The 12738-nt window shown below is 64.3% G+C and carries 10 protein-coding genes; all 10 read right to left on the bottom strand.

All coding sequences use genetic code 11. The features are described from left to right. Window positions 1-36: 36 nt before the first annotated feature. Complete coding sequence (locus H3T92_RS00355; protein ID WP_144085630.1) at window positions 37-693, bottom strand: metal-sulfur cluster assembly factor; 657 nt, start codon at window positions 691-693, stop codon at window positions 37-39. Next, window positions 690-1277, bottom strand: a complete 588-nt coding sequence (gene sufU, locus H3T92_RS00360) for a Fe-S cluster assembly sulfur transfer protein SufU (protein WP_144085631.1) — start codon at window positions 1275-1277, stop codon at window positions 690-692. The genes H3T92_RS00355 and sufU overlap by 4 nt, the downstream gene beginning before the upstream one ends. A 60-nt stretch (window positions 1278-1337) precedes the next feature. Then, a complete protein-coding gene (locus tag H3T92_RS00365; RefSeq protein WP_144085632.1) occupies window positions 1338-2612 on the bottom strand; it encodes a SufS family cysteine desulfurase in 1275 nt (424 codons plus the stop codon). Between the two features lie 21 nt (window positions 2613-2633). Continuing rightward, window positions 2634-3413, bottom strand: coding sequence for a Fe-S cluster assembly ATPase SufC (gene sufC, locus H3T92_RS00370; RefSeq protein ID WP_144085633.1), 780 nt, complete (start codon window positions 3411-3413; stop codon window positions 2634-2636). A 1-nt stretch (window position 3414) separates the two neighbouring features. Continuing rightward, complete coding sequence (sufD, locus tag H3T92_RS00375) at window positions 3415-4641, bottom strand: Fe-S cluster assembly protein SufD (RefSeq protein WP_144085634.1); 1227 nt, start codon at window positions 4639-4641, stop codon at window positions 3415-3417. Next, entirely contained in the window at window positions 4641-6095 is a 1455-nt protein-coding gene (gene sufB, locus H3T92_RS00380) for a Fe-S cluster assembly protein SufB (protein WP_180335444.1), read from the bottom strand. The genes sufD and sufB overlap by 1 nt, the downstream gene beginning before the upstream one ends. 260 nt (window positions 6096-6355) lie before the next feature. Next, window positions 6356-8020 (bottom strand): CTP synthase, encoded by a 1665-nt coding sequence (locus H3T92_RS00385; protein ID WP_144085635.1) that lies wholly within the window; start codon window positions 8018-8020, stop codon window positions 6356-6358. A gap of 65 nt (window positions 8021-8085) precedes the next feature. Further along, on the bottom strand, window positions 8086-10629 hold the full coding sequence (locus tag H3T92_RS00390; protein WP_144085636.1) for an excinuclease ABC subunit UvrA: 2544 nt from the start codon (window positions 10627-10629) through the stop codon (window positions 8086-8088). Further along, window positions 10626-11096: a type II 3-dehydroquinate dehydratase gene (aroQ, locus tag H3T92_RS00395; protein WP_144085637.1), complete on the bottom strand. Its 471-nt coding sequence runs from the start codon at window positions 11094-11096 to the stop codon at window positions 10626-10628. Before aroQ ends, H3T92_RS00390 begins: the two co-directional genes overlap by 4 nt. Before the next feature lie 3 nt (window positions 11097-11099). Further along, window positions 11100-12731 (bottom strand): bifunctional shikimate kinase/3-dehydroquinate synthase, encoded by a 1632-nt coding sequence (locus H3T92_RS00400; protein ID WP_144085638.1) that lies wholly within the window; start codon window positions 12729-12731, stop codon window positions 11100-11102. Window positions 12732-12738: the final 7 nt, after the last annotated feature.

Below are 12738 nucleotides of genomic sequence, written 5' to 3' on the forward strand. Positions count from 1 at the left end.
CGGGAGGACCCGAAATGGGCTAGAGGAAGGAATGCCTCACTGATAGGTAGGCATGTTCTCGAAGTTGAAGCCGATGGCGGCCAGCTGCTCGCGACCCTCAGGGGTGATCATGTCCAGGGTCCAGCGCGGCGACCAGGTCCAGTCGATGCGGAACTCCTCGACCAGGCCCGCCAGGACGCTGGCGCACTGGTCCTCGATCAGGTCAGTCAGCGGGCAGGCCGGCGTGGTCAGGGTCATGGTGATGATGGCCCGTCCCAGTTCGTCGATTTCTATGCCATAGACCAGCCCCAGGTCGACCACGTCAATGCCCAGCTCGGGATCGATGACCTGGTGCAGGGCCTCCCTGACATCCTCCGCGGTGGCCCGGCCGATGTCGTCGACAGCCTTGAGAGGGATGGCCTCTTCAGCGGCGGCCTCGGTATCAGCGGCATTTTGATCCGCAGCTTTCTCGCTATTGGCGGCCGGCTCGCTGGCCGAGGATTCGTCACTCGAGCTCTGATCTGCATCGGACTTCTTGTCCGCCTGGCCGTCGACCTGACGCATGGAACCGCCTTCGGCCGACTTCAGCACCGTTTCCGCGCCCAGGGGATTGCTGGCCAGGGCCTGTGCCGTGCCGGGATCGCTGATGGCCCTGCCCACCGAGGCCAGGATGGAGTCCTGGGGCTCGGGTACCAGATTCGTATTGCCGCTCATGCCTGCTCCTCCTTCTCACCTTTGTCGCCCTCTCGCCCAGCTGACAGGGCCTGGGCCACCGAGGCCTTCATGCCCTCCCAGCCCAGCAGGGCGCACTTGATTCGCATAGGATACTTGGACACGCCCTGGAAGACCATGGCATCACCGAGAGCGTCCTGCGCCTGCTCGTCCTCGATTCCAGCGCCACGCGATTCCATAAGCTTGCGGAAGTCTGCAGCCAGATCCATGGCATGGTCAACGGTCTGCCCCTGGACCAGATCCACCATGATGGACAGGCTGGCCTGGCTGATGGAGCAGCCTGAACCCTGCCAGACGATTCGCTGGATGAGGTCGGGACCTCCCTGCTCGCCAGGCGCCACTTCCACATGAATGGTGGCCTGATCCCCGCAGGTGGGATTGAACTGGTGGGACTCGGCAGCCAGGCAGGCCTCGTGCTCCACTCTGATGGTCACACCGTCGCCGTCAGAGTCTTCTCCCCCATCAGCCTGATCCCCTACACGCCCGTGAGGATCCCGGGCTGCGTCCAGGATCACCTCCTGGTACATCTGCTCCAGTTCTTCGTCATCCATCCCGAAATCCGCCATGTCCTCAAACCTACCAGTATGTCTTTGCCAAATCCGTCTATGCGCTGCCGGTGAAGACCCTCAGGCTACCCGGAAGAACTTGCGGACCCCGGCGACGGCTTCCAGCAGGGCATCCGTGTCGGCCACGGTATTGTAGACGCCGGTCGAGGCCCGGTTGGAGGCCATCAGGCCGAAGTGCCGATGGACCGGCTGAGCGCAGTGGTGGCCTACGCGGATGGCAATGCCGCGCGAATCCACATACTGGCCCACGTCATGGGGATGGACCCCATGCACATCGAAGGCGATTGTGCCGATCCGGTCCTCTGGAGTGGTCGGCCCGAGGATGCGTACCCCGTCCAGCTCCCCCAGCCTCAACAGACCAGTGGTGATGGCTTTCTCGTGTTCGGCGATGTTCTCCATGCCCAGATCCATCAGCCAATCGGCAGCTGCGCCAGCACCGATCATCTGTGCCACCGGCTGGGTGCCGGCCTCGAACCGGGCCGGAGGATCCATGTAGCTGGCTGGACGGTCCAGATAGGCCAGCTCCACCATGGATCCGCCGAACGATGCCGGGGGCAGAGCCTCAAGCAGTTCACGGCGACCATAGAGGAAGCCCACGCCGGTGGGGCCATACATCTTGTGAGCACTCCAGGCAGCGAAGTCCACATCCATGGCATGCAGGTCCACAGGCAGGTGAGGCACCGACTGGCAAACGTCCAGCACCACCAGGGCGCCCACCTGATGGGCACGGCGGACGATGGGCTTGATGTCAGTGATGGCGCCGGTCACATTGCTGACGTGGGTGACGGCGACCACCTTGGTCCGCTCGGTGATGACCTGGTCAGCGGTATCGGCCAGAACACGGCCTTCCGGGTCCAGATCGAAATACTTAAGGACGGCTCCGGTCCGGTAGCAGAGCTCCTGGAAGGGCAGGAGGACCGAGTGGTGCTCGGCCTTGCTGACCACGACTTCATCCCCCGGCTTCAGGGCGAATCGACGTGCCGCCTTGCCTCCACGACCCAGGCTGGCGTTGCCGAAAGCGGTGGCCAACAGGTTCAGAGCAGCCGTGGCCCCGGCGGTGACGACGATCTCCTCGCCGCCTTCCTGGCCCTCTGCGCCGACCAGGGCGGCCACGCGTGAGCGCGCATGCTCAAAGGCCACAGTGCTGCGGGCGGCCAATTCGTGCGCGCCCCGATGCACCCCGGCGTTGTCCTTCAGGTAGAAGTCCCGAACGGCATCGATGACCGCCAGGGGCTTCTGGGCAGTGGCAGCCGAATCCAGATAGACCAGGGGGTGGCCATGCACCTGCTGGTCCAGAATCGGAAACTGCTGCCGAATGCTGTCATCAATGACCATTGCGGACCTCTTCTCTTATCCTCAGGCCAGGGCTGATTCCGAGTCGGCGCCCTCGGGCAGGTACTGGTCGTACCCGGTCTCCTCCAGGGTGTCGGCCAGCTCGGGGCCGCCGGTCTTCACAAAGCGGCCGTCGGCGAAAACGTGGACGATGTCGGGCTTGATGTACTTGAGGATCCTGGTGTAGTGGGTGACCATGAGCACGCCCATGCCGGTGTTCTCCTTGGCCCTGTTGACCCCCTCGGAGACGATGCGCAGGGCGTCCACGTCCAGCCCGGAGTCGGTTTCGTCCAGGACGGCGAACTTGGGCTTGAGCAGCTCCAGCTGCAGAACCTCGGCCCGCTTCTTCTCGCCGCCCGAGAAGCCCTCGTTGACGGAGCGCCGGGCGAACTTGGGATCCATGCGCAGCCGCTTCATGGCATCATTCAGGTCCTTGGTCCACTGGCGGATGGCCGGGGCCTTGCCGTCGACTTCGGTCTTGGCCGTACGCAGGAAGTTGGTCATGGACACGCCAGGTACCTCGACCGGGTACTGCATGGCCAGGAAGAGCCCGGCCTTGGCCCGCTCGTCCGGGGTCATCTTGAGCAGATCCTGCCCATCCAGCAGGGCCTGGCCCGAATCCACCTCGTACTTGGGATGGCCGGCCAAAGTATAGGCCAGGGTGGACTTGCCCGACCCGTTGGGCCCCATGATGGCGTGAGTCTCGCCGGAGTTGACGGTCAGCGTGGCCCCCTTGAGGATCTGCTTGCGACCCTCCTTGGTCTCCACTGAGACGTGCAGATCCTTGATTTCCAATGTGGACATGTCAGTTCTCCTCCAAAACGTGCTGCATCTCTTGATCCTCGCCGGCCGCCAGCCTGCGGTCGATGACCCCCATCAGGTGCCCGGAGACGCTGGGGACGTCGATCTCCTCCACCAGTTCGCCGAAGAAGCCTCGGACCACCAGCTTGCGGGCCTCCTGCTCGGGGATGCCGCGGGACTGCAGGTAGAAGAGCTCCTCGTCGTCGAAGCGTCCGACCGAACTGGCATGGCCCGCCCCGATGATGTCGCCGTTCTCGATTTCCAGGTTGGGCTCGGAATCAGCGATGGCCCCGGGGGTGAGCACCAGGTTGCGGTTGAGCTCGTAGGAGTCGGTTCCGGGCGCAGTCGGCTGAATGAGCGCGTTGCCCACCCAGGTGGTGTGCGCGCCGATGCCGTCCAGGGCCCCCTTGTAGACCACACGGGACTTGCAGTTGGGATGGTTGTGCACCACCATGGTCCGGTGTTCCATGTGCTGGCCGGGATCGACGAAGTAGATGCCTAGCATGTTCAGGTCGCCCTGCTCGCCACCGAAGTCCTGGTCCATGCGCAGCCGTACGACATCGCCGCCAAGGCTGACCACCGAGTGGCGCAGGGAGGCCTCGGCTCCCAGGTGGATGCGGTGGTTGCCTATGTGCTTGCTGCCCTTGTCCCACTCCTGAATGAAGGTGGTCGACATCTGCGAATTGTCACCGATGTCGATTTCAACCCCCTCGGCCAGACGTGCCTGCCCCTGGTGCTCGACCACCAGATCGGCCTTGGTGCCCGCTTCGGCCTTGATGACCAGGTGGAAGGCATCCAGTTCGGGGCCGCCGCCGTTGACACGGACCAGCACAGGCTGATCCAGGGTGCCCTTGAGGTTCACCACCGTCGCCTGCTTGCCGCTGGCCCACTCCACAGCGGCCGCTCGGTCGCTGGGCTTGAGGACGGTGCCGCAGGGGGCCTGATCCATGGGAACCTGGCTGAAGCTGACCTGATCTGCAGGCGGTTCAGACCCGTCGATCATGGTGACTGAGACCTTGGTCAGGCCGCTGGGCTGGAAGACGGTGAAGAACTCCTCCATCCGGTCGATGGGGGTGAACCGCCAGTCATCCTGCTTGCGGGTGGGCATGGGGAAGTCGTCAGGGTTGAAGGAGCGGGGCTCCTTGTCGGCGCTGGACGGCATGGTGGCCGGGAAAGCATAGGGATCCTTGGGATCCGCATGCGGAATGGTTATTTCGCTGTTTTGTGACATCAGCCTACCGAACCCTCCATCTGCAATTCGACCAAGCGGTTGAGCTCCAACGCGTACTCCATGGGCAGCTGCCGGGAGATGGGTTCTACGAACCCGCGCACGATCATGCCCATGGCCTCCTTCTCCTCCAGGCCACGGCTCATCAGGTAGAAGAGCTGGTCCTCGGAAACCTTGGAGACGGTGGCCTCGTGGGCCATGGAGACGTCATCCTCGCGGACGTCCACGTGCGGGTAGGTGTCCGAGCGGGAGTAGTCGTCCACCAGCAGGGCGTCGCAGACCACCGAGGAGGAGGACTTCTCGGCTCCCTTGATGATCTTGACCAGGCCCCGGTATGCGGCCCTTCCCCCGTTGCGGGAGATCGACTTGGAGACGATGGTGGAGGAGGTATGGGGTGCCAGGTGGATCATTTTGGCGCCCGTGTCCTGGTACTGTCCCTTGCCGGCGAAGCCCAGGGAGAGGGTCTCGGCCTTGGCGTAAGGCTCAGCCAGGATGCAGGCCGGGTACTTCATGGTCGCCTTGGACCCGATGTTGCCGTCCACCCACTCCATGGTGCCGCCCTCGCGCACGTAGGCGCGCTGGGTGACCAGGTTGTAGACGTTGTTGGACCAGTTCTGGACCGTGGTGTAGCGCACGCGAGCGTGGGGCTCGACCACGATCTCCACGTTGGCCGCATGCAGGGAGTCGGTGGAGTAGATGGGGGCCGTGCAGCCCTCCACGTAATGGACGTAGGAGCCCTCGTCGGCGATGATCAGCGTGCGCTCGAACTGGCCCATGTTGGGCGTGTTGATGCGGAAGTAGGCCTGCAGGGGGATGTCCACATGGACGCCCTTGGGCACGTATACGAAGGAGCCGCCCGACCAGGCCGCCGTGTTCAGGGCGGCGAACTTGTTGTCGTCCGGGGGAATGACCGTGGCGAAGTACTTGCGGAAGAGGTCCGGGTACTCTTTCAGGGCCGTGTCCGTATCCAGGAAGATGACCCCCTGTTTGCGCAGATCGTCGCGGATGGAGTTGTAGATGACCTCGGACTCGTACTGGGCGGCCACGCCGGAGACCAGCCGCTTCTTCTCAGCCTCGGGGATGCCCAGCCGGTCATAGGTGGTGCGGATGTCGTCGGGCAGGTCCTTCCAGTCCTTGGCCTGCTCCTTCAGCGGCTTGACATAGTACTTGAAGTCGTCGGCATCGAACCCGCTGAGATCCACGCCCCACTTGGGCATAGGCTTCTCCATGAAGGCCCGATAGCCCTTGAGACGCATCTGCAGCATCCAGTCAGGCTCGCCCTTATCGGCCGAGATGGCCCGGACCACGTCCTCGTCGATGCCCTTGTGGGCGTTGCGCCCGGCATCGTCGGAGTCGTGCCAGCCATAGGTATAGTCGCCGAACTCGGAGATGATCTGGTCGTCTTGTTTGATTTTCTCTTCATTGACGCGGGAGCGGTCGGCCACGTACTGGCTCATTTCCACATCCCGCGATGTGTCTGTCCGCTGCGAGGTGCTGTCCACGAGCTGAGACCTCCTAACACACGCACGGCCGCCATATGCGGCCGCTCACACCATTACAGAATAACCAGGACAGTAGTAAACCGCCAGACCTGGGCTTACGCTCTCTAAGGAATCCAGCCGACCCTCTTGACAAAGCCGTCGATACGGACGATCGCCCGCTTCCCTGCGAGGGGGAAACGAGCGATCATACCGAAAATGTTCGAAAAGGATCGGCCTCAGGCCGCCTCCTGGCCTCCGTGCTCCAGGCTGGCCTTGACCAGGCCGGCGAAGAGGGGGTGCGGCTTGGTGGGCCGGGACTTGAACTCGGGATGAGCTTGGGTGCCCACATAGAAGGGGTGCTGGTCCTGGGAGAGCTCCACGAACTCGGTCAGCTGCCCGTCCGGGCTGGTGCCCGAGATGTGCAGGCCCGCCTTGTCCAGCCGCTCCTTGTAGGCCACGTTGACCTCGTAGCGGTGGCGGTGACGCTCGGAGATCTCGGTGGAGCCGTAGAGCCGGGCCACCAGGGAGTCGGGCTTGAGCACTGCCGGGTAGGCGCCAAGCCGCATGGTGTGGCCCATATCGCCATGGCCGGCCACGATGTCCTTCTGCTCCTCCATGGTGGCGATGACCGGGTTCTCGCAGTCAGGCTCGAACTCCGAGGAGTTGGCGTCCTCCAGACCCAGGACATGGCGGGCGAACTCGATGACCATGGACTGCAGGCCCAGGCAGAGGCCCAAGGCAGGCAGGCCGGTCTCACGGGCATAGCGCAGGGCGCCGATCTTGCCTTCGATGCCGCGGATGCCGAAACCTCCGGGGACCACGATGCCGTCCACGCCCTCCAGGGCCTTGCGGGCGCCATCCATGGTCTCGCAGGTGTCGGCCGCCACCAGCTTGACCTGGACCTGGGACCGGTTGGCGAAACCGCCGGCCTTCAGCGCCTCGATGACCGACAGGTAGGCGTCGGGCAGGTCGATGTACTTGCCCACGATGGCGATGGCCACCTTGGTGCGGGGGTTGTGGACCCGGTCCAGCAGGTCCTCCCACTCGTTCCAATCGACATCGTGGAAGGGCAGCCCCAGCTTGCGCACCACGTAGGTATCCAGACCCTCCTTATAGAGGATCTTGGGCACGTCGTAGATGCTGGGCGCATCCACGCAGTTGACCACGCCCTCGGCATCCACGTCGCACATCAGGGAGATCTTGTCCTTGATGGCCTGGTTGAGCGGCCGGTCCGAGCGCAACACCAGGGCGTCGGGGGCGATGCCCAGCTGGCGCAGGGCCATGACCGAGTGCTGGGTGGGCTTGGTCTTGAGCTCGTGGGCGGCGGCCACATAGGGCACCAGGGAGACATGGACGAACATGCAGTTGTCCGGGCCGATATCCCGACGCACCTCGCGGGCGGCCTCCATGAATGGCTGGGACTCGATGTCGCCCACGGTCCCGCCGATCTCGGTGATGATCACGTCCACGTCGTCGCTGGCCTGGGCCCGCATGCGGCTCTTGATCTCGTTGGTCACGTGGGGAATGACCTGGACGCACTGGCCCAGGTACTCCCCCGCCCGTTCCTTGCGCAGGACGGACTGGTAGATCTGGCCGGTGGTCACGTTGGCTTTCTGGGAGAGGAAGACATCGGTGAAGCGCTCATAGTGGCCGATGTCCAAGTCGGTTTCGGCCCCGTCCTCGGTCACGTAGACCTCGCCGTGTTGGAAGGGGTTCATGGTCCCCGGATCGACGTTGATGTAGGGATCCAGCTTCTGTTGAAGAACGCGGATTCCGCGGCTTCTCAGCAGTCGGCCCAGAGATGATGCGGTCAGCCCCTTGCCCAGTGAAGAGACCACGCCGCCGGTGACGAAAATGTGTTTGGTGATATGCCCTTGCGAATTTCCATGTTCTCTGACCATGGAACTTCAGCCTATCAGGCAGGAGCGACCAGAAACCGGCCAACACTCGAGGAGGAGGGACGGATTCAGGGGCGGCTCGGATGCAGGTGGTCGGCCAGGTAGCGGCCGGTCACCGAATCCGGGTTGCGGGCCACGGATTCGGGGTCGCCCTGTGCCACGATGCTCCCGCCTCGATCGCCGCCCCCCGGGCCCATATCGACCACATGGTCGGCGTTGGCGATCATGTCCAGATCATGCTCGATGAAGACCACGGTGGCCCCCTTGCTGACCAGGCGCTCCAGCACGCCGATCAGGACGCGCACATCCAAGGGATGCAGGCCGGTGGTCGGCTCGTCCAAAACGAACATGGAACCATTCTGCTTGCGGCCCAGTTCGTTGGACAGCTTCAGCCGCTGGGCCTCCCCGCCGGACAGGGAGGGGGTGTCCTCCCCCAGGGTCAGGTAATCCAGACCCAGGTCCTTTAAGGTCTGCAAGCCTCGGCGGATGGCCGTGTACTCGCGGCCCTGTGCGAAGACCTCCAGAGCCCGGCCCACCTCCATGGCCAGCAGATCAGGCAGGCTCAGCGGCTCCGGGTGTGCCGGCGTCGACAGGCGGTAGTGCTCGGCCTCCGGACGGTACCGACGACCCTGGCAGCTGGGGCAGGTGATGGGGATGTCGGGCAGGAACTGCACGTCCAGGCTGATCTGCCCGGTGCCGTCGCACTGGGGGCAGCGCAGGGATCCGGTGTTGTAGGAGAATGCCGAGATCCCCAGCTTGTCCTTTTTCGCCTGGTCAGTGGCCGCGAAGAGGCGGCGCAGCCGGTCCATCAGCCCCGAGTAGGTGGCCACCGTGGAGCGCACATTGATGCCGATGGGCGAGGAGTCCACCAAGCGGACCCTGTCGATGCCGGCCGGATCCAGACTGTGTACATGCTTGGGCATGGGGTCGCCCTGGATGCGGGCCTGCAGGGCCGGGACCAGAGACTCCAGGATCATGGTGGTCTTGCCGGAGCCGGATACACCGGTCACCGCCGTCATGCATCCACGCGGAATGGCCAGGTCCAGAGGATGGACCGTGTGAATGGGTCCTGACTGCATGCGGATCCAGTCACGCTCTGCAGGCATGGGATGCCGATCCCGAACCAAAACGGGCTCGCTGCCATCCAAAAAACCGGCGATGCGCGAGTCCTGATCAGCGGCGATTCGCTCAGGAGCCCCCTGGGCCAGGATCCTGCCGCCGCGCTCCCCTGCTCCGGGACCCATTTCGATCAGATAGTCGGCTGATTGCAACACCTTGACATCATGGTCGACGAAAACCACCGAATTGCCGTCGGCCAGCAGGTCGCGCATGACCCCTATCAGCCCCTCCAGGTTGGCAGGATGCAGACCGGTCGAGGGCTCGTCCAGCACATAGAGCACACCGGTGGTCTCATTGCGGACAGCCCTGGCCAACTGGGCCCGCTGCCGCTCCCCGGTAGACAGCGAGGCGCTGGAGCGGTCCAGGGTCAGGTAGCTCAGTCCCAGCTGGATCAACCGCCTGCCCATCTCATCCAATGTCTTGCAGAGGGCCGAGGCCATGGGCCGCATGGGCTCAGGCAGCGTGGGCGGCAGCTGCCGACCCCAGTCCAGCACCCGATCCAGGGGCCAGGAGGTGACCTCGGCCAGATTGTCCCCGTTGATCTGAGGCAGACGCGCCCGTTGGTTGAGTCGGGTGCCCTGGCAGTCCGGGCAGGTCCGTTCGGTCAGGAACTTGGCCACCTTGGCCAGACGCTTGTCGTCGTTGGCCCTCTTGAGTTCCTCGGTCACGGTCAGCCGTGCGTTGCGGAAGGTGAAGTCCAGCTCGTGGACACCCTTGATCGACGTAATGGTGATGTGCTTCTTCTCGGCCGGCCCCTCGAAGACGATCTTCCGCTCCCGATCGGTCAGATCCCGCCAGGGCACGTCGGTGCGTACTCCGAACTCGCGCACAATGTCGGGCTGGACGTTGAAGCCGAAGGTCCGCCAGGGCACCACGGCCCCCTGATCGATGGTCAGGCTGTCGTCGGGAACCAGGGTGGCGTCGTCCACCTCGCGCACGGTTCCGGTCCCCTGGCAGGTAGGGCAAGCACCCAAGGAATTGAAGGCTAGTTCCTCGGCGCTGGGAGGCTCCACCTTAGCGCCGCAGATCGGGCAGATGATAGGCATCTCGGCCGCCACAGCCAGGGTGGGCTCCTGGCGATGGCCATTGGGGCAGACATGGCTGGCCAGCCGGGAGAACATCAGCCTGAGCACGTTGAGCAGTTCCGTGGCGGTGCCGAAGGTGGAGCGCATGCCGCCCACGCCCGGCCGCTGACGCAGAGCTAAAGCCGGAGGCAGGAAGCGCACCGAATCAACCTGAGGACGCTGGGCCTGGGTCATCCGCCTCCTGGTGTAGGTGGACAGGGATTCCAGGTAGCGCCGGGACCCCTCGGCGTAGAGGACCCCCAGAGCCAGGGACGACTTGCCGGAGCCCGAGACCCCGGCGATGCCTACCAGGTGATTCAGAGGGATGTCGACATCCAGGTTGCGCAGGTTGTGGACCCGGGCGCCGCGGACAAGGACGGCCTTGGGCGGTGCGGAGAGTTTCTTGCCGGTCTCCCCGCTGTCGCTCATGCGTTCTCCAGCAGGTGGGCCACAGCTTCCAGGGCCAGCCGGTAGCCGTAGAAGCCCATGCCGGTAATGGTGCCGGTGGCCACCGGCGATATGACGCTGCGTCGGCGGAAGGCCTCCCGGGATGAGGGATTGGAAATATGGACCTCCATCAGCGGCAGCCCTGCCTGGGTGACCTGGACGGCGGCATCGGCAAGCCCATAGCTGTAGTGGGTGAAGGCTGCTGGGTTGAGCACCACCGCGCTGCCCTGATCCACGGCCTGATGCATCCAGCGGATGACCTGGCCCTCGTCGTCCGATTGCAGCACCTGAACATCCAGGCCCAGCTGCTTACCCCAGTCTTCGCAGTCACGGGTCAGCGTCGCTAGATCCTGACGACCGTAGACATCAGGGTCGCGCACACCCAGCCGACCCAGGTTGGGTCCGTTGACCACCAGAACCGTCTGCCTGCCCTTGTCGGCATCCGCCATCTGTCATTCCTCCTTGCGTATGGCCTGGAAGGCCTCCTTGAGCGCCGAGACCGGCGGGTCGTCCAGGTGGGTGGGTTTGCCCAAACCATCAAGAATGATAAACCGCAACTTGTTGCCACGGGCCTTTTTGTCCCGATGCATGAGGGCCAGCACCTGGCCGAAGTCCCCCCCATTCCACCAAGTCCTCAGACCCAGGGAGGACAGCAGCTTCCTGTGGTAATCGACCGCTTCCTGATCCAAGTGGCCGGTGATCCTGGCCAGCTCGGCTGCAAAGACCATGCCCACGGACACTGCCTGGCCATGCCGCCAGGTGAAGTGTTCGATCTTCTCGATGGCGTGGCCCAGGGTGTGCCCATAGTTGAGGAACTCCCGCAGGCCGGACTCCTTGAGGTCCACTGAGACGTGCCGGGCCTTGACCTCTACGGTACGTTCGATCAGATCCTGGACCACCGTGCCCAGCCACTGGTCGGACTCCTGACCGTCGAAGGCACGCAGGGATTCGGCCCGCTCCTCCAGCTCACGCAGGATGCCGCCGTCCATGATGAACCCGGACTTGGCCACCTCGCCCAGCCCCTCTACAAAGATCTCATTGGGCAGGGTCCGCAGGGTCCGCAGATCAGCCAGGACGCCGGCAGGGGTGTAGAAGCTGCCGACCAGATTCTTGCCCTGCTCCAGGTTGATGCCGGTTTTGCCGCCGGTGGAGGCATCGACCATGGCCAGCAGGGAGGTGGGGCAGTTCACATAGCGGATGCCCCGCATCCAGGTGGCGGCAATGAACCCGGCCTGGTCTGTGGCCGCTCCACCGCCCAGTCCCACCACCGCGTCAGAACGGGTGAAGCCCTCGGTGGCCAAGCGCTCCCAGATGCCCTGGCTGACCTGGATGGTCTTGCCGGCCTCCGCGTCGGGAATGGTCAGATCCACTACCTGGTAACCGGCTTGTCGAAGCAGGGCCCGGGCATGGTCGGAATGACGCTGGACAGGCTGGGTGTGGATCAGGGCCACACGCATGGTCTGGTCGCCAAGCAGCTCATGCAGCCGCCCGGTCACGCCTGCACCGATCCTCACATCGTAGGGGTCGGGACCGCTGACGTGGACCACCCGCTCAGTCAAGGCATCCGCCAGCCGTCTGGCCAGGGCTCGAGGGGTGGTGTTCCTGGATTTGAGAGTGATGGTGGCCAGCTCCTGGTAGACGCTGCGACGCTCACGGTAGAGAGCCATCCAGCGCTCCGATGCGCCGCCGCGGAGTAAGGGACGATGATCCGACCGAGCTGCTCGGCTGACCCCCTCCTCGGGGTCTACCTGCAGGTAGACCACAGCGCCGCCTGCCCGCCGATAGTCCTGCAAGGCCTGGAAGACCTCGGTGCTCATGGGTGCGCCTCCACCCAGGGACAGGATGCCGCCGGAAAAGTCCTTCAAGAGGTCCAGGACCGCCCTGGTCTCCATGCCGCGGAAAGCCTGCTCGCCCTGAGTATCGAAGATCTCGCTGACCGATCGGCCTGCTTCCTCCTCGATGCACTGGTCCGTATCCCGGAAGGGCGCCTTGATCAGGGCAGCCGTCTCCCTGCCCAGACGGGTCTTGCCCGCACCGGGCATGCCGATGACGACGGCCTTGGGCATGCTGCTGCTTTCAATCATGCAAGTC

It is taken from the genome of Bifidobacterium sp. W8112, assembly GCF_016101425.1.
GTDB lineage: Bacteria > Actinomycetota > Actinomycetes > Actinomycetales > Bifidobacteriaceae > Bombiscardovia > Bombiscardovia apousia.